This window comes from Ruminococcus sp. RTP21484sp1_RTP21277st1_D2_RTP21277_210401, assembly GCF_040924225.1.
GTDB lineage: Bacteria > Bacillota > Clostridia > Lachnospirales > Lachnospiraceae > Blautia_A > Blautia_A faecis.
In genome coordinates this window covers 56,329-74,025 of the sequence record NZ_JBCOMJ010000027.1, presented here as the reverse complement: position 1 = coordinate 74,025, position 17,697 = coordinate 56,329, and the positions used below count along the sequence as shown (strand labels likewise).

Sequence of the window (17,697 nt, the reverse complement as noted above, 5' to 3'; positions counted from 1 at the left end):
CTGTTGATGGAAGCATTATACTACATTGGGACATTTTCCTTTGTGGTATATTAGGACATTATCATAAATGGTTCATACTTCAGGCCGCAATAGAGGCGGTTTCTCGTTGACAAAACCACTATGTTGGATTAGAATGATAAAAGGATTTTTGCAAAATAACGCGCCTGATCTGCGCGATAAACAGGCTGATCAGTCGATGGTTATTTTGTTGACAGGCAATAGCTGTGGAAGTATTAAACAGTTATGATAGGTAATAACTGTGAAGGCATTGAACAGTTATGACAGGCACAATAAATGTGGAGGAACCATCAATGAAACACAATTTTAAGAAAATCGAGCCGAAATGGCAGAAAAAGTGGGAAGAGCAGCAGGCATTTAAAGCTGTTGACGGAAGTGATAAACCGAAATTCTACGGCCTTGTAGAGTTCCCATACCCAAGTGGTGCGGGAATGCACGTCGGACATATTAAGGCATATTCCAGTATCGAGGTACTTTCCAGAAAGAGAAGAATGCAGGGATACAATGTACTGTTCCCCATCGGATTCGATGCATTCGGACTTCCTACTGAGAATTATGCGATTAAGACGAATACACATCCTCGTGAGATCACAGACCAGAACATTGCGAAATTCACCAATCAGCTGAAGAGTGTTGGATTCTCCTTTGACTGGAGCCGTGTGATCGATACCACACAGGAAGATTTCTATAAATGGACCCAGTGGATTTTCCTGAAAATGTTTGAGAACGGACTTGTTTTCCGTGATAAGACATTAGTTAACTATTGCCCATCCTGTAAGGTTGTTCTTTCCAATGAGGATAGTCAGGGCGGCAAATGCGATATCTGCCACAGCGACGTTATCCAGAAGTCCAAGGATGTCTGGTATTTAAGAATCACCCAGTATGCAGACAAGCTTCTTGAGGGACTGGAGGATGTGGACTATCCGGCGAACATCAAGCAGCAGCAGGTAAACTGGATCGGTAAATCCACAGGTGCTTTCGTAAACTTCTCAGTTGACGGAATTGATGAGACCCTGCAGATTTACACCACCAGACCAGATACCCTGTTCGGTGTAACCTTCATGGTTATCGCACCGGAGCATCCGCTGATCGACAAGTATGCTGACCGCATCACAAACATGGATGCGATCAAGGCTTACCGTGAAGAGTGTGCGAAGAAGACTGAGTTCGAGAGAACCCAGCTTGTAAAAGAGAAAACAGGTGTATGCATCCAGGGACTTGAAGGCGTAAATCCTGTAAATGGCAAGAAGATCCCGATCTACATTGCAGACTATGTAATGATGGGATATGGTACCGGCGCGATCATGGCGGTACCGGCACATGACCAGAGAGACTATGATTTCGCCAAGAAATTTGGTATTGACATTATCCAGGTTATCAAGGGCGGCGATATTGAGAAAGAAGCCTACACAGGTGACGGCGAGATGATCAACTCCGATTTCCTGAATGGCTATACAAATAAGAAGGATTCCATCAAGCGCATGCTGGAAGAGCTTGAGAAGAAGGGCATTGGTAAAGCTGGTGTTCAGTATAAGATGAAAGACTGGGCATTCAACCGTCAGAGATACTGGGGCGAGCCAATCCCGATCGTTCATTGTCCAAAGTGCGGTGACGTAGCGGTTCCATATGAGGAGCTTCCGCTTCGTCTGCCGAAGATCAAGGATTTCCAGCCAGGTGAGGACGGACAGTCTCCACTTGCAAAGATCGATTCCTTCGTAAACTGCAAATGCCCGAAATGCGGCGGCGATGCCAAGAGAGAGACTGATACCATGCCACAGTGGGCTGGATCTTCCTGGTATTTCCTTCGTTATGTGGATCCACACAATACAGAAGCTCTTGCAGACCGCAAGAAGATGGAATACTGGATGCCGGTTGACTGGTACAACGGCGGTATGGAGCATGTAACCAGACATATGATCTACTCCAGATTCTGGCATCATTTCCTGTATGACATGGGAATTGTCAATACTCCGGAGCCATATGCGAAACGTTCTGCACAGGGTATGATCCTTGGCTCAGACGGTGACAAGATGAGTAAATCCAAGGGCAACGTTGTTGACCCGCTTGACATTGTAAATGAGTATGGTGCAGATGCACTTCGTACTTACGTTCTCTTCATGGGTGACTACGGCGCAGCTGCTCCGTGGAACGACAGCTCCGTAAGAGGCTGCAAGCGTTTCCTTGAGAGAGTTGCAGGACTGACCGATATTATGACAGAGGAGCCGGCAGCCAAGGATATGGAGGTTAAGATCCATAAGGCAATCAAGAAGGTATCCTCCGATATTGAGGCTATGAAGTTCAACACTGCAATTGCCTGCCTGATGACTCTGATCAATGAGATTTATGCAGTTGGCAAGATCAGCAAGAATGACCTTGTAATCTTCATCAAGCTCCTTTGCCCGTTTGCACCTCATCTTTGCGAGGAAATCTGGGAGACCATCGGCGGAGAAGGCTTACTTTCCCTTTCCCAGTGGCCGGAGTACGAGGAGAGCAAGACTGTAGAAGCATCCGTAGAGATTGGTGTCCAGGTCAACGGAAAAGTCCGTGGAACCATCGTAATCCCCAACGGCTGCGCGAAAGAGGAAGCTCTTGAGCTGGCTAAGAAGGACGAGAGAGTTGCTTCCTTCTTGGAAGGAAAGACCCTTGTAAAAGAGATTTATGTACCGAATAAGATTGTAAACTTTGTTGCGAAATAAAGATTACTGGAATAGAGAAACTCCCCACTGAATGACTGGTGGGGAGTTTTTTGAGATAGTCCACTGTTGGATATAGAAGTATATAGAAAATGCATAAACGATTATGACTGTTTTAAGAAATTAAACGCCTGCTCATAATGTAGAATGCGATTTTTTTGATTTTCCAATAAAGTGGTTCGCTTTAATTCAATGGCAATTGCGTAATCTACAAGTTCTTTTCCAGTGCTGTCGAGAAGACGATATTTCTCGATAAGCTGCTGTTCGGAGAGGGATTGAACATCGACAGCTGTAGTCGCTCTTTCTTCTGTTAATCCTAACAGGTAATCGGTAGAGACGTGAAAAAACTGCGATATCTTTATAAGAAATGGAAAGCCAGGTTCCCGAATGTCCATTTCGTAATTGCGCAAAGTGTTGGCAGGAATGCCAAGCTCAGCCGCGAAAGTGTCGCGATTGCGATAACCATGTTCTTTACGCAGCTGCATAAGTCTTTTTCCAAAAGTCATGATAAAAATCCCTCCATTTTCTATTATTGATTGACAAAATCATATAGAATAGATATAATATACTCACCAGAACAGTTGGAAGGTAGATGCTCTCTACCTGATCCTGTTATATTGGGTGTTGACTATTGAGATAGCCGTTCCGCAACTTTTCCAGGGTTAGGACGGCTATTTCTTATGTATGGCGAATTCCAGAGCCTGTTTGAAAAAGCATTCCTGCAATCTGCACGCCCCACTTTGCGGTATATTTTGTCCGAATTCGGTTGCCGTAGCCCGCTACGGCGCCCTCATCCGGGCAAAATCTCCCACAAATTGTGACGCACATCTTGCAGAAAGCCTTTTTCAAACATGCTCTGGAATAGAAACAAGTAAAATACCTGCGGTTAAAATAACCATAAATTCTTCATAGGTTGACATAAGTATCACCTCCTCCATAAAAACTCGGATGGGTGAGAGCACGTCCCCCAACTGCTCGGGAAAATATATTAAATTTGAAATACATATATTTATTATATAGAATAATTCGAATTACGTCAATAAAAAATACCCAAAAAGGAATAGAATATATAAATGCACTCAAAATGAGTAAAGAATAAGGAGCTGAAAAACGATGAATGGTCTCAGCCGAAAAATATATCTCAAACTCCCCCTCCCAACTGAAGACGATCCCCGCTCAGATCAGCAGCGGATCCTGGATAGCCTGGCGGTAGCAGGTGTGGAAGAGCGAGTTCATATAACTGTCCACATTTTGCGGAAGTTATACCCTTTGCTAGACAACGCAAAGTGGAAAATAACGGTTTCCCTTGCTTGGAATGGGGAAAACTGGGAAATGGTGGAGATTGAGGAAGGAGATACCACCGTGCAGCATTATGGGCTGGCGGTGGATCTGGGAAGTACCACTGTGGTGGCGAGACTTCTGGACTGCAACAGTGGAGAGATTTTGAAGGAAGTCAGCTGCTTCAATAAGCAGATCCAGTGGGGGACAGATATTCTGTCCAGGATTTTTTACTGTAAAGATAATAGGGAAAAGCTGGAAGAAGTGCGGCGGGCTACGGTGGAATCCATATGTGAATGTTTGGATAAGCTGGATGCAAGTCTGGAAATGCAAGGTACACCTTCTGAACAAAAGACAGAAAATAACGGTGTGAGCGAATCGTGTGACGACAGAGGGGCGAAAAATGCTGCCCAAAAAGCGAGAAGTATTTCACGCAGTGCACTCTCCATGGTAATCGCAGGCAACACCACCATGATTCACTTCCTTCTGGGAATGGACGCTTTCTGCGTCTTTTACACCCCACACGCAGTCCATGCCGACTGCCCCGGCTTCCAGCTGGCGCGCGATCTGGACATTCCGCTGAAAGGCTACGTTTATTGTTATCCTGCCAAGTCAAACTACCTTGGCGGCGATATTATCAGTGGCATGATTGACACTGAATTATACAAGAAAAACGAGATCAGTGTTTTCTTCGATATCGGAACCAACGGCGAGCTGGTGATCGGAAATAAAGAATTTCTTCTCTGCGGCGCAGGCGCAGCAGGACCAGCGCTGGAGGGAGGCGTGGTGCGCACTGGAATGCGGGCAGACGTAGGGGCAGTAGATGAAGTGAAGATAAGGGATGGAAACATCTTTGTGCATGTAATTGGAAAACAGGCAGAATGCTTTGAAGTTATGCATGGAGAGAGAAAAAACCAGAAAAATATCACAGATTCAGTACAATCTAACACTGAAAAAATGACAAATTTATTGTCAGAAGATGTATCAGATGAGAAATGCAAAGACAGTAATGGAAAGAGAGAAACTCCGCCTCAGGGAATCTGTGGTTCCGGCATCATAGACCTGATCGCAGAGCTTTTCCTGGAAGGCTGGATCGACATCCGCGGCAAGCTTTCCCCGGAAAAAAGCCCTCTTATCCAGGAGAGAGACAACCAGCTCTGTGTGGAATATGCCCCCGGTCTGTACTTCTACCAGAAAGACATCGACGAATTCATCCGCACCAAATCCGCCGCTCACACCATGGTAGAAATCATGCTCCGTGAATCCGGTCTTGACTTAAACCAGGCAGACCGTTTCTACGTGGCAGGAGCCTTTGGCAAACATGTATCCAAAGAATCCGCCATCACCATCGGCATGTACCCCGATATGGACCGCGACCACATTATCAACGCTGGAAACTCATCCCTGGAAGGAGCTCAGAAGCTTCTTTTAAACCGAAGTCTCCTCACAGATATTGACCAGATCCTGGAAGAAATGGTTTATATTCAGTTCGCCGAAGTGGAGGATTTCCTGGAATTAATGGTAGCAGCCCAGGCTTTGCCCCATACAGATTATAAGCGGTATCCTACGGTTATGGAGAAACTAAAAGAACGGCAGAAAGATATAAAGTTATAAACTGCTTTTTGATTTATATCAATGAAAATTCATTTTCAAATGGTTGATTTGAAGAAGTTCTTTCGATATACTTAGAAGTAATAGAAATCATCGAAAAGGAGTGATTACATGCCATTACTCGAAGAAAAAGTTTATACAATAGATGATATATATGCTCTTCCAGAAGGGGAGAGAGCGGAGCTTATTGATGGACATATATACTATATGGCACCACCTAACAGAACACACCAGAAAATATCCATGGAACTGTCAGCCAGAATTCTTGAGTACATCCGTTCCCATAAGGGGAAATGCGAAGTCTATGCTGCTCCATTTGCAGTATATCTGGATGACACGACTAGTACTTATGTAGAGCCAGACATTTCAGTAATTTGTGACCCGGATAAACTGGATGATCAAGGCTGCAATGGTGCACCAGACTGGATTATTGAGATTGTTTCTCCTGCAAGTAAACGAATGGACTATTATATGAAGCTTTTTAAATACAGAACAGCAGGTGTAAGAGAATACTGGATCATAGATGCGGCTAAGAATCAGATATTTGTATATAATTTTGAAAAAGGAGATGCAGAACAATATACACTGCAGGATTCGGTAAAAACAGGAATTTATGAGAACCTGGTGATTGATTTTAGTAAACTGGATATTTAGAAAATGTATGTAAGGGCAGGCCTGTTTTGCAGCTTGCCCTTTTTGAATTCGTACAGTAATAATGAGAAAAATGTAAAAAATATCTAAATTTATAGTAATTTAGCACAAAATATGCTATACTATCCCCAAACCAACAGACAGGAAGTGTACGAAATGACAGCACCCAAGAAGCCACCAATTACGAAAAGTTTCGGATACGCATTTGAAGGAATTTTCACCTGCATCCGCAAGGAACGGAACATGAAGATCCACTGTGTCATGGCAGTCCTGGTAGTGATCGCAGGCATCATCCTGAAGCTTTCCCCAGTGGAATGGTGCATCTGTCTTGGCCTTTTCGGACTGGTGATGGCACTGGAACTGGTGAACACCGCCGTAGAATCCGTGGTAGACCTGGTAACCAGCGAGTACAAGCCCCTGGCGAAGATCGCCAAGGACACTGCCGCCGGAGCCGTCTTGATCGCCGCCATCATGGCCGCCATCGCCGGACTGATCATTTTCGTACCCAAAGGACTGGCATTTCTTGGACTTTTATGAGAAGTCCGATCTGCTGAAAACGAAAATCCCACAGGGAGTTGGCAGATACAGCTGTAAATAAGAAAGGAGCACACACTATGGAACTTGGAGAAGGCATCAAAAAATTATTACTTGCAGGAATCGGCACTGCAGCAGTGACCGCAGAGAAATCCAAAGAAGTTCTGGATGAACTGGTAAAGAAAGGTGAGCTCACTGTAGAACAGGGCAAGGTCCTCAATCAGGAACTGAAGCACAATATCAAAGAGAGCGTGAAGAAGAACGTAAACGTAACCCTGAAGCCGTCCAACCCGGATGAACTGAAGGAAGTACTTGGCAAAATGACCCCGGATCAGCTGGCTGCCCTGAAAGAGCAGATCAGCAAGATGCAGGCGAAAGACGTAGACGCAGAGGAGACTGCCGAAGAAGAGGCAGAAGAAGTCGAGGAAGCCAAAGAAGAATACGAGGACGATCCTCAGGAATAAGCAATAACATTTTCCGAAAAAGAAATAGTATTGCCTTGTTTAAGAAGTGCAGCAGGAAATCCTGAACGGCATTGCAGAACGAAATAAAGAAATTTATGAAGGCAGGATGAGGAGAAAAAGTACCCGAATCCTGCCTTTTCAGTAAGGGGAACAGACATGGGTGTGACAAAGAATGACAGTACGATGAAGTCAGAAGCAGATCAGGCACAAAGAAAGAATCTGGAAGTGGAAAACCAACAGGATAAAAATGAGAAAAGCAGCACAGCTGGTAAGAAGTCAAATGGCAAAGACGCCGGCACGTATAAAGAAAGGCTAAAAGAAATTACAGCCGTCCTCCACAAGCATGCCATCACCCGAGGCGTCTCCCCAGAGAAGCTCCGCCTCATTCTCACAGATCTTGGCCCCACCTTCATCAAGCTGGGACAGATCATGTCCATGCGCTCCGACATTTTGCCCAAGCGCTACTGCGACGAGCTGATGAAGCTTTGCTCTGATGTAGACCCCATGCCATTTGCAGAAGTAGAAGAAGTCCTCCGGGAAGCCTTCGGCTGTCCCTGGCAGGAAGAATTTCAGGAAATCCAGGAGAAGCCCCTTGGCTCAGCCTCTATCGCCCAGGTACACCGCGCCGTCCTGAAAACCGGCGAAGAAGTTGTGATAAAGGTTCAGCGAAAGGGCATCTACGAGATCATGGCCCGCGATATCGGCCTGATGAAAAAGGCGGTGAAGCTCCTTCCCCCTGTAAGCATCAAGGAAGCGGTAGATCTGAATCTTGTGCTGGAAGAGCTGTGGCGCGTCACCCAGGAAGAGATGAATTTCCTGACAGAAGCAGCCAACATGGAAGAATTTTCCAGGAAAAACAAAAATGTGGCATTTGTAAAAACGCCCATTCTTTACAGAGAATATACCACAGCCAGTGTCCTTGTTATGGAATACATCGACGGTATTCCCATCGACCATAAGGAAGAACTTCTTGCAGGCGGCTACGATCTTGATGAGATCGGCAGCAAATTTGTGGATAATTTTATCAAGCAGGTTATGGACGACGGCTTTTTCCACGCAGACCCCCATCCGGGAAATGTGATGATCCAGGGCGGCAAGATCGTGTGGATCGACATGGGAATGATGGGACGGCTGAATGATCGTGACCGCGAGCTGATCGGGCAGGCTATCGAAGGGGTGGCACTGAATGATATTGGAAAAATCCAGGATGCAGTGCTGGCACTTGGAGAATTTAAAGGGAAACCCAATCAGAGCCGCCTTTACACAGACATCCGCGACCTTATGGCGAAATACGGCACCGCAGATTTTGGCGAAATCGATATAGTAGAAATCCTTACAGATCTGATGGACGTAATGAAGGAAAACAAGATCGTCATGCCCCATGGCCTTACCATGCTTGCAAGAGGACTGACGCATATGGAAGGGGTGCTGGCAGATATCAGCCCGGAGATCAATATGGTACAGATTGCAGCTGCCCGTCTGAAGGGAAACTTTCTGGAGGAGGGGAACTGGAAGAAGCAGATGAAGGGCACCGGGAAAAAACTGTACCGCTCCATGCTCCGCGCTGTGGATATCCCTGCGCTGGCAGCAGATTTCCTGCAGGGCTGTATGAAAGGCCAGACCAAGATCAACCTGGACCTTCACGCCTCCGATGACCTGGCGTGGCTGATGCGCCGCCTGATCCGGAATATCGTGCTTGGTCTTTGGGTAATGGCACTTCTGATCAGCTCCAGTATTATCTGCACCACGGACATGACACCGAAGATAATGGGAATTCCGGCCTTTGGAGTGCTGGGGTACTTTGGGGCACTGGTCATTCTCATGTATCTGTTTATCAAACACTTTATGAAAAAGTAGTGGAAAAAACCAGTGGGAAAATCTGGTTAAGTGGATAAAATTACCAAACTTTGCAGGAAAGGCCAGAAAGAAACCAGGAGGGGTTGACACTAATAGGGCAGGGTGGTATTTTATTAAGAAGACTGGAATGGTGAAATTTGTCGAAATTGGAAATAAATAATACCGCTGACGCATGAACGGTGGTTACAGATTAGGAGAGATGTGACCTAAATATGCTTGAGAAAAAGCATAACCGAGAAGCGTTGGCGGGAAATATAAATTTAGATAAGTTATAAATATAAGATATAAAATAGATTTTGCCATTGCATTTTAAAGAATGGAAGGATTATGTCAGCTGTATTTACCTAAGCTGAACGGAAGAAAAGTACTTGGGAGGGAAAAGGAAAATATGTATCGGAAGGACTCAGAGGGCTGGTTAAAACATGCGGATTTTATTGTTCTGGATATGATCTGTCTGCAGCTGGCATTTATTTTGGCATATGCATTCCGCGGGTACGGATTCAATGTGTATGGAGATATTTTGTATCGAAATATGGCAATATTCCTTGGCTTTGCCGACCTGGTGGTGATCTTCACTTCCGGCACCATGAAAAGCGTTCTGAAAAGAGGCCACTATAAGGAGTTTGTCACCACCTTGAAAAATGCTGTGGCAGTAGGTGCTCTTGCAATCGCTTACCTATTCATAATCCAGGAAGGCCAGAGCTTTTCACGAATGATCCTGATCACCACAATTGTGATCTATCTGGTCCTCACCTATGCCATAAGAGAAATCTGGAAAAATTCCTTACATAAAAAAATGGAAAACGGTGGCGACAAGAAGCTGCTGATCATCACCTCCAAAGCGGTAGCAGAGAGCGTAGTGCACAGCATGCAGGAAAACAATTATGCCAGATATTCCCTTGCCGGAGTGGTTGTGATCGATGAGGATTGTACCGGTGAGAAAATCTGCGGCGTCCCTGTTGTTGCCGGCGAAAGTGACGTGCCTATGTACGTCTGCCAGGAGTGGATTGACGAGGTGCTGATCGTCATCTCCGAAGATCTGCCATACCCGGACGGGCTTATCGACAAGCTCACCGAAACTGGCGTAACCGTTCATCTGAACCTTGCAAAAATCACCAATCAGACTGGCAAAAGACAGTTTGTGGAAAAAGTTGGAAGCTATACAGTTCTGACCACAAGTCTGAATTATGCATCCTTCGGACAGCTTTTCCTGAAGCGCCTGATGGACATCTGCGGCGGACTGGTTGGCTGTATTTTCACAGGAATCATTACCATCTTCGTGGGCCCCGCCATCTACCTGGCATCCCCAGGTCCGATTTTCTTCTCCCAGGAACGTGTGGGAAAGAATGGAAAGAAATTCAAAATGTACAAATTCCGCAGCATGTACATGAATGCGGAAGCGCGGAAAGCCGAGCTTATGAAAGAGAACAAACTGGGCGATGGGAAAATGTTCAAGATGGACTTCGACCCCAGAGTAATCGGAAATAAGGTGTTGCCGGATGGGTCACATAAGACCGGGGTGGGAGATTTCATCAGAAGGACGAGCCTGGATGAGTTCCCGCAGTTCTTTAATGTGCTGAAAGGGGATATGTCCATTGTGGGGACGAGACCGCCGTTGATTTCGGAGACGAATTTGTATGAACCGAGACATAAAGTGAGACTGGCGATTAAGCCGGGGATTACCGGGATGTGGCAGGTGAGTGGGAGAAGTGATATTACGGATTTTGAAGAGGTTGTGAGACTGGATAAGGAATATATTGAGAATTGGGATATTGGGTTGGATATTAAGATACTTTTGAAGACGGTGATGGTTGTGGTAAAGAAAGATGGATCAATGTAATAAGTAAAGAAAAATAAGTAATCCCAAAATAGATAGGTTTTAATATAAACAAAGGATGGATAGAGGAATGCAACAAGAAAAAGAAGTGCAGCATGTATATTTAGTAGGTGCCAAATCTTTGGGTGCTTACGGCGGGTATGAGACATTCGTATATAAGCTTACAGAATACCACCAAAATAAGCAAAATATTAAATATCATGTTGCCTGCAAAGCTAATGGTGATGGCTGCATGGACGAGAATAAATTCGAGGGTGTAACGAAAATTAATGATCATGAGTTTGAACTTCATAATGCTCACTGCTTTAAAATTGATGTTCCTCAAATTGGTCCTGCGCAAGCTATTTATTATGACGTAGCGGCATTGAAGGCTTGCTGTGAACATATCAAAAAAAATCATATTCCTCATCCTATTGTTTACATAATGGCATGCCGCATAGGTCCTCTTGCAGGTCATTTTTATAAAGAAATTCACAAACTTGGTGGCGTTGTTTACTTAAACCCAGATGGACATGAGTGGATGAGAGCCAAGTGGTCTGTGCCGATTCGAAAGTATTGGAAAATTTCTGAACAGATGATGGTTAAGTATTGTGATCTTGCAATCTGTGATTCTGTAAATATCGAAAAGTATATCCACGAGTGCTATGACGGTAAGGGCATCAAGGGCAGAAATCCCAAAACGACTTTTATTGCGTATGGCGCAGATCTGACCCTCAGCAAACTGGCTGACGATGATGAAAAGCTGGTGAACTGGTATAAAGGAAAAGGATTGACGAAGAAGGGCTATTACCTTGTTGTCGGTCGTTTTGTGCCGGAGAATTCTTTTGAAGTCATGATTCGAGAGTTTATGAAGAGTAAGAGCAAGAAAAACTTTGCCATCATTACGAATGTGAATGACAAGTTCTTGGATGAGCTAGAAGAAAAACTTCATTTCAAGAGCGATAAGAGAATTAAGTTTGTTGGCACTGTTTACGAGCAAGAGTTACTGAAGAAGATTCGAGAGAATGCCTATGCTTATTTCCATGGTCACACGGTTGGTGGTACAAACCCCTCGCTGATTGAAGCCCTTGGAAGTACCGATTTGAACTTACTGGTTGATGTTGGGTTCAACAAAGAAGTGGCAGAGGATTGCGCTTTGTATTGGAGCCATAAACCGGGTAGTCTTGCAAAGTTGATTGATAAGGCAGACCAAATGAATGCAGATGAAATTGCAGAGATGGGGCAGATAGCAAAAAAACGTGTGGCGAAAGAGTACACGTGGGATAAGATCTGCAGACAGTATGAGAATGTATTTCTTAAAAGCAATGAGAACTAAACAAGGCGGAGATGATGAACGAATATTATGCAGTTGTCGTTTTGTACAACAAAAAAATACAAGATTCAATTACAATTTCACATTTAATACGACTACAAAAAGAAAATCTTCACATTATTGTTTTAGATAATAGCACAGATGATTATGTAGTGGAAAATAGAGGATACTTTCCAATTGATTTGCTGACCTACTATAGTATGGGAGAAAATGTAGGACTATCAAAGGCTTATAATTACGCACTTTCTATCTTGGATAATAAGTCCGAAGATGATATTGTAATTTGGTTTGATGATGATACGCCTGTAGAACAGGAATATTTTGATTGCTTAAAAAGTAAAGTAGCGGATAAAAGATATGATGTTTTTGCCCCGGTGATATATGGGCAAAATGGTGTGATCTATTCGCCAAATAAATCAGGATGGCTGAAAGGAAAGTATATTAAATTCCCAGAACAAAAAATTCCACAGAATAAATTCAATGCAATTAATAGTTGCCTTGCTGTAAGATTAAAAGCATACAAAGGATATACTTATGATGAAGGCCTGTTTATGGATTGTGTTGACACAAAATTGTTTGATGATTTTCGGAAAAAAAAATTGAAGTTTTGCACACTTCCGGTAAAAATATATCAGAACTTTTTTCAGCGCAGTGGTAATAAGGATGTTCAAAAATATTGGAATCGGTTTCGTATAAGAATAAAAGATACAATGTATTATTCTAGCCTCAATGGTTTTGGGGGTAGGATTAGTGGATGTATTAGGATTCTTGGGTGGAGTGTGATTTATGGTATAAAGCTTAGGTCAATTAACTTTAGTTTGCTTTGCATTGCGCAGATGTTGAATCATGGGGGAGAAAAGTGATAACAAAATTTAAAAAGGATGAAATTTTATTTTATTTGTCCTACATTATACTGTATGTATCATTGTTTATTGGCGATGTCTATAATATCGGTAGTATGGATATATTGGCAAGATATTTGCGCATAGGCTCATATACATTGATTTTTATTTCCTGTATTAATCTGAGATTGAAAAAGAAAGATTTTTTCCGAATGTTTGCTGTTTTAATGGTGACATTGCTGTATGGTGTGAAAACCGGAGATTTATATTGGAGCATTTTAATCTTACTTATTTATAATTCAAAAAAGGTTGATATAGAAAGAGTTTATAAAACGAGTTCAAAAATAATTGTAATCGGTATAAGCAGTGTTTTGATTCTTTGCATGTTTGGAGTATTGCCAGACATTTTAACATCTCGCAATACGGTAGAGCAAATTAACTATAACAGACATTCATTGGGATTCTACCATAGCAATGTTTTGCCATTGCTGATTCTTTATTTAGAAGTGTATTATATCTGTATTGCAAAAGAAAGAATACGAGATAATGTAATAGCTTTTTTTATGCTTCTTGCAGGAGTTGTAAATACTTTCTGTCATTCGAGAAATGCGTTAATTCTGTCATTGGCATTATCTTTATTTGTTATTTTTGCAAAAAAAATGAAGAAAGATGAATATAAAATATTGTATCGAACTACAATTTTAAGTATACCTTGTATGTCGAGCTTTTCATTTTCAATGATGTTTTTACTACTAAAAGGCGGAATTTGGAACACAATTGACGATTTCTTTTCAGGAAGATTTAGACTGGCGATATTTAAAATGAGAAGAATTGGTCTTCACCTTATAAACATTATGAGTAATGAATCGTTCGTGAATGACAACATTACTTATGTTGATGGAAAAAATATGAGTTCGATTGTCTTGGATAATGGATATTTGTATGTATTATTAAGATATGGAATCTTAATTTTACTTATTTATTTTTTTATTGCCTATTGTTTAGCTAAAAAGAATAAAGGAAATGCATGTGTATTAGGAGCATTAATAGCAGTTTTTATAGCAAATTTTGTTGATAATGACTTGGTGGATTACTCGTTCTTTCCGTTTATTCTTTGGGCATTTAATGATTTTAGAGCTAATAGTATCATTAAAAATGTGGGAGAGAAAGTTGACAGAGTATATAAAGGAAAGATGGAAAAAATATGAAAACAGTAATAGTTGTAATTTCTACATATAATGGCGCAAAGTATATTGAGCGGCAGCTGAATTCAATTTTTGAGCAGAGTGGTGTAGATATTCAAGTCTTAGTGCGAGATGATTGCAGTAAAGATAATACGGTAAAAGTTGTGCGAGAATATGCGAAAAACCATCCACAAAACAAAATTGAAATTATCAAGGGAGAAAATGTCGGATTTGCAAAAAGTTTTTGGGTTGGTCTTTCGATGTGCGGCAATGCAGATTACTATGCATTTGCAGACCAGGATGATGTTTGGAAACCGAATAAGCTGATTCGGTGCATTGATGCGATGCAGGACGCAGATGAAGTCCCACAGCTGGCATATTGTAAAATGCAGCGGAGTGATGTTCAACTGAATCGCTTGGATGAACAGGTAAAAGTTTTGAAACCTGAACAGTTGACAAAAAAACTTACGTTAATTAAAACATATAATTACGGTGCAGCAACGGTTATCAATAAGAGTGCAAAAATGCTGGTTTGCAGAGTGTGGCCAGAAGTGGACGATTTGCCACATGATATGTGGGTTGGAACATTATGTCATTGGTTTGGTAAAGTATATTATGTAGATGAAGAGCTTTACTATTGGATTCGGTATGATACTAGTGTTACAGGAGAAGGAACAAAAGGAACAGCGACTCAATATAGGCTGAAAAAGACATTACAAAAGAAGTCGTACCCCAATATCAGTACAGCAATGCTAGAGTATTACAGTGATCTTCTGCAACCGGGGGAAATGGATTTCCTGAAAAAAGCAAGCGATTACAAAACAGTGTTCTATGATAAAGTGTCGCTTTTATTTGATCCGACTTTTAAAAGGCTGACGTTTAGCGGAACACTTGCTTTGAAACTGGGGATTCTATTAAATTGGTATTGAGGAAAGGGGAAGAAAGGATGGAGCAGAAAGTGTCAATTGTTGTTCCTGTGTATAATGTAGAAAAGTATCTGAAAAGATGTGTGGATTCACTTATTGGACAAAGCTACCCAAATCTCGAAATTCTCCTGGTGGATGATGGCTCAAAAGATAGCTCACTTTCAATCTGCAAGGAATATGAATTAAAAGACTCCAGAATTAGAGCGCTTCATAAAGAAAATGAAGGGCTTGGCCTGACACGGAACTATGGCATTGAAAGAGCCACAGGAAAGTATATTACATTTGTTGATTCAGATGACTATTTAACATCCGATGCGGTTGAAGCTATGCTGGGAAAAGCAGAGGCAACGGATGCAGATGTAGTAATCGCAAATATGTTTTATAAAGATGAAGAAATGAAAGTTGCAGTGGCGGAACGTCTGTATACGGGTGCTGACATAAAAAGTGTGATAATTAACTGTATGATGGGAAATTATGCTGAGAAAAAAGATGCACTTTCTTATACAGCGACTGCAAAATTGTTTAACAAAAAGCTGTTTGCCGAAAACAACTTGAAGTTCCCTTCTGAAAGAAAACTTATTTGGGAAGATTTGGCGTTTAGCGTGGAGGCATATCCCTTGTGCGAAAAAGTATATGTTCTCCATAAACCTGTTTATTATTATTGTTTTAATGAGGGCTCTTTAACGCATACATACAAGCCAAATAAATTGGAACTTGTTATGGAATTGTATCATTATATGGGTGTAAAAATACAGGAATTAGGATTGACGAAAGAGGCTCAATATCGGTTGGATACGAATTTTATTGGGCATATTCGTACTTGCATTAAACTTGAAGTGTTTTATGCGGATAAAAACGGATTTAGAACAGCAAGTCAAAATATCAGAAAACTTTGTTCAAGGACGGATGTTCAAACGCTAATAAGAAGTTATCCTAAAAATTCTTTTAGCAAGTCACAATATGTTTACAACTTTGCAATGGAACGTAGGTGGATTTATGCTGTATATTTACTGACATGGCTTCAGAATAAAAAGAAGAGAATCGAGTAAGCAATGGAGAACACAAGAAGAATATATTTCGAAGATAATAAGAAATTTTTTAAATATGCGTTGCTTAAAGAACATGAATGGTATCTGTATTGTTTTCAAAAAAAACTGCGTACAGAAGAAAAGGCAAGTAATATTTTTTCAAGATTCATTTGCCGATTGAGCAAGAATAAATTGGGCGCAAAATTAGGAATTTATATACCAGCGGGGGTTTTTGGCGAAGGATTACATATTTGGCATTACGGTAATATTATTGTAAATGCGGAATCTAAAATTGGGAAAAATTGTATGTTGCATGGGGATAACTGCATCGGAAATAATGGCAAAACCGAAGGATGTCCTATTATTGGTGATAACGTTGATATTGGAACAGGCGCAAAAATACTAGGTGCTATTCAAATCGCCAATGGAGTTAAAATTGGTGCAGGTGCAGTTGTTGTAAAAAGTTGCCTAACAGAAAATGCTACTATTGTCGGAATTCCTGGCAAAGAGGTTGAAAAAGGTAAGCGGAGAACAGAAATGGACAAGACACCTAAAATTTCAGTGATTATGAGTGCTTATAATGAGTCATTCGATGAATTGAATAAAAGTATTGATTCCATTATAAATCAAACGTACCAGAATATTGAGTTCATAATTGTTAGCGATAATCCGGAAAACAAAAATATAAAGATGGCAGTCCAAGCGGCAAATGATCAAAGAATAAAATTTATAGAGAACAAGGAAAATATAGGCTTGGTTCAAAGTTTAAATAGAGCAATTAGTAAAGCAACAGGAAAGTTTATTGCACGAATGGATGCTGACGATATTAGTAGGAAAAATCGTTTGAAGGATGAACTTCAATATATGCAGCAAAATAATTTAGATATTGTAGGATCATTCATTGAAACAATAGATGAAAGCGGTGATGTTCAAAAAGATAAAATGAGATTTCCAATTACAGCTTCTCATGTCAAGCTGTTTATACGCTGGGGAAGTTGTCTAGCACACCCTACGTGGTTGGCGAAGTCAAAAGTCTATCAAACACTAAAAGGCTATCGGAATGTTCCTCGGTGTGAAGATTATGATTTTATCCTTCGAGCAATAGCTTATGGATATAAAGCTGGGAATATCCCGAAAGTGGAACTGAGTTATAGAATACGTCAGAGTGGCGTATCAAAATCACATGAGGTGGAACAATTTCTCTTAAGAGATTACCTTTCTAAAAATATGAAACGGATTGATTCGCTTACGGAAGAGTCTATTACAGAGTTTCTTGATTCTGAAATATTCCATAGGCAGCTTGAGCAGTTTTCACACTACAAAAATTCAAAACAAATAATAAAAAATGAAACAGGAATTAAAAAAATAAAAGGAATTGTAAAAATTACAGGAAATCAATTTCTTTGGAAAGATATAGTAGAAAAAATGACATTATTAATAAGAGAGCACATGTAAATTGAAA

15 protein-coding genes and 1 pseudogene are annotated in these 17,697 nt (G+C 41.4%); 14 read left to right on the top strand and 2 right to left on the bottom strand.

The genetic code is table 11. The features are described from left to right. Positions 1-311 precede the first annotated feature (311 nt). The gene (leuS, locus tag AB5706_RS16800; RefSeq protein WP_173773489.1) at positions 312-2,714 is read left to right on the top strand and encodes a leucine--tRNA ligase; all 2,403 of its coding nucleotides are present in this window, start codon (positions 312-314) and stop codon (positions 2,712-2,714) included. A gap of 101 nt (positions 2,715-2,815) precedes the next feature. On the opposite strand, the gene AB5706_RS16795 is transcribed toward leuS, so the two are convergent. Both AB5706_RS16795 and AB5706_RS16790 read right to left on the bottom strand, forming a co-directional pair. Next, positions 2,816-3,217 (bottom strand): helix-turn-helix domain-containing protein, encoded by a 402-nt coding sequence (locus AB5706_RS16795; protein ID WP_173773488.1) that lies wholly within the window; start codon positions 3,215-3,217, stop codon positions 2,816-2,818. Between the two features lie 172 nt (positions 3,218-3,389). Further along, positions 3,390-3,539 carry a DUF6783 domain-containing protein gene (locus tag AB5706_RS16790; protein ID WP_319017204.1) on the bottom strand — a complete coding sequence of 50 codons (150 nt, stop codon included), beginning with the start codon at positions 3,537-3,539 and terminating at the stop codon, positions 3,390-3,392. Here AB5706_RS16790 and AB5706_RS16785 point away from each other — a divergent pair. The 13 genes and pseudogenes from AB5706_RS16785 to AB5706_RS16725 all read left to right on the top strand — a co-directional run. Next, positions 3,477-3,623 (top strand): annotated as a pseudogene (locus AB5706_RS16785) (DUF6783 domain-containing protein); the annotation flags it as partial. The gene AB5706_RS16790 and the pseudogene AB5706_RS16785 sit on opposite strands and share 63 nt — an antisense overlap. A 201-nt stretch (positions 3,624-3,824) precedes the next feature. Then, positions 3,825-5,603, top strand: a complete 1,779-nt coding sequence (locus AB5706_RS16780; RefSeq protein ID WP_173773487.1) for an ASKHA domain-containing protein — start codon at positions 3,825-3,827, stop codon at positions 5,601-5,603. A 108-nt stretch (positions 5,604-5,711) separates the two neighbouring features. After that, positions 5,712-6,254 carry a Uma2 family endonuclease gene (locus AB5706_RS16775; protein WP_173773486.1) on the top strand — a complete coding sequence of 181 codons (543 nt, stop codon included), beginning with the start codon at positions 5,712-5,714 and terminating at the stop codon, positions 6,252-6,254. Positions 6,255-6,407: 153 nt separating this feature from the next. Beyond that, a complete protein-coding gene (locus AB5706_RS16770; RefSeq protein ID WP_173773485.1) occupies positions 6,408-6,788 on the top strand; it encodes a diacylglycerol kinase family protein in 381 nt (126 codons plus the stop codon). 77 nt (positions 6,789-6,865) lie between these two features. Further along, the gene (locus AB5706_RS16765; RefSeq protein WP_173773484.1) at positions 6,866-7,249 is read left to right on the top strand and encodes a phasin family protein; all 384 of its coding nucleotides are present in this window, start codon (positions 6,866-6,868) and stop codon (positions 7,247-7,249) included. 156 nt (positions 7,250-7,405) lie between these two features. Further along, complete coding sequence (locus AB5706_RS16760; protein ID WP_233456046.1) at positions 7,406-9,106, top strand: ABC1 kinase family protein; 1,701 nt, start codon at positions 7,406-7,408, stop codon at positions 9,104-9,106. Positions 9,107-9,494: 388 nt separating this feature from the next. After that, positions 9,495-10,946, top strand: a complete 1,452-nt coding sequence (locus AB5706_RS16755) for a sugar transferase (protein WP_368366202.1) — start codon at positions 9,495-9,497, stop codon at positions 10,944-10,946. 67 nt (positions 10,947-11,013) lie between these two features. Continuing rightward, positions 11,014-12,258: a beta 1-4 rhamnosyltransferase Cps2T gene (cps2T, locus tag AB5706_RS16750; RefSeq protein WP_173773482.1), complete on the top strand. Its 1,245-nt coding sequence runs from the start codon at positions 11,014-11,016 to the stop codon at positions 12,256-12,258. Between the two features lie 11 nt (positions 12,259-12,269). Then, the gene (locus tag AB5706_RS16745) at positions 12,270-13,118 is read left to right on the top strand and encodes a glycosyltransferase (protein WP_173773481.1); all 849 of its coding nucleotides are present in this window, start codon (positions 12,270-12,272) and stop codon (positions 13,116-13,118) included. After that, a complete protein-coding gene (locus AB5706_RS16740; RefSeq protein WP_173773480.1) occupies positions 13,115-14,305 on the top strand; it encodes a hypothetical protein in 1,191 nt (396 codons plus the stop codon). Before AB5706_RS16745 ends, AB5706_RS16740 begins: the two co-directional genes overlap by 4 nt. After that, complete coding sequence (locus AB5706_RS16735; RefSeq protein ID WP_173773479.1) at positions 14,302-15,210, top strand: glycosyltransferase; 909 nt, start codon at positions 14,302-14,304, stop codon at positions 15,208-15,210. The genes AB5706_RS16740 and AB5706_RS16735 overlap by 4 nt, the downstream gene beginning before the upstream one ends. A 17-nt stretch (positions 15,211-15,227) precedes the next feature. After that, positions 15,228-16,256, top strand: coding sequence for a glycosyltransferase family 2 protein (locus AB5706_RS16730; protein WP_173773478.1), 1,029 nt, complete (start codon positions 15,228-15,230; stop codon positions 16,254-16,256). Between the two features lie 3 nt (positions 16,257-16,259). Continuing rightward, positions 16,260-17,690, top strand: coding sequence for a glycosyltransferase (locus AB5706_RS16725; RefSeq protein ID WP_233456045.1), 1,431 nt, complete (start codon positions 16,260-16,262; stop codon positions 17,688-17,690). The last annotated feature ends 7 nt before the right edge of the window (positions 17,691-17,697 follow it).